Raw genomic sequence first — 379 nt, 5'->3', positions numbered from 1 at the left:
CGCTAAGGGCTTGGTTCAGACGCTGAACCGAGAATTTTGCATTGGCGATTGAGCCAGTCAGAGGATATCAACAGATATCGGCTGTCGTTCTTTAACAATCTGGAAGAAGTAAGTAATTTGGATAGCGGAAGCGTCTTGAGATGGACGTGGAAACTATCCGGGTTGTGATTGTATCGATGTATCTCAAGATGATTCGAACTCTATGTTCGACTCAATTGGAATACGGCACAACGCGAGAACTCAACCTGTAACGAGACAGACTCGTTATAGGGTCAAGCGAACAAGTGCATGTGGTGGATGCCTTGGCGATCACAGGCGATGAAGGACGCGGTAGCCTGCGAAAAGCTACGGGGAGCTGGCAAACGAGCTTTGATCCGTA

Annotated in this window: 1 rRNA gene; it reads left to right on the top strand. The window is 48.3% G+C overall.

Annotation, left to right across the window (positions count from 1 at the left end):
• Positions 1-270: 270 nt before the first annotated feature.
• Positions 271-379: ribosomal RNA gene (locus CFB81_RS34750) — 23S ribosomal RNA — on the top strand; the annotation flags it as partial.

The organism is Burkholderia sp. AU28863, from assembly GCF_002223195.1.
GTDB lineage: Bacteria > Pseudomonadota > Gammaproteobacteria > Burkholderiales > Burkholderiaceae > Burkholderia > Burkholderia sola.
Note: the sequence above shows the minus strand (reverse complement) of the source record. Positions and strands in the feature narration are given on the sequence as shown.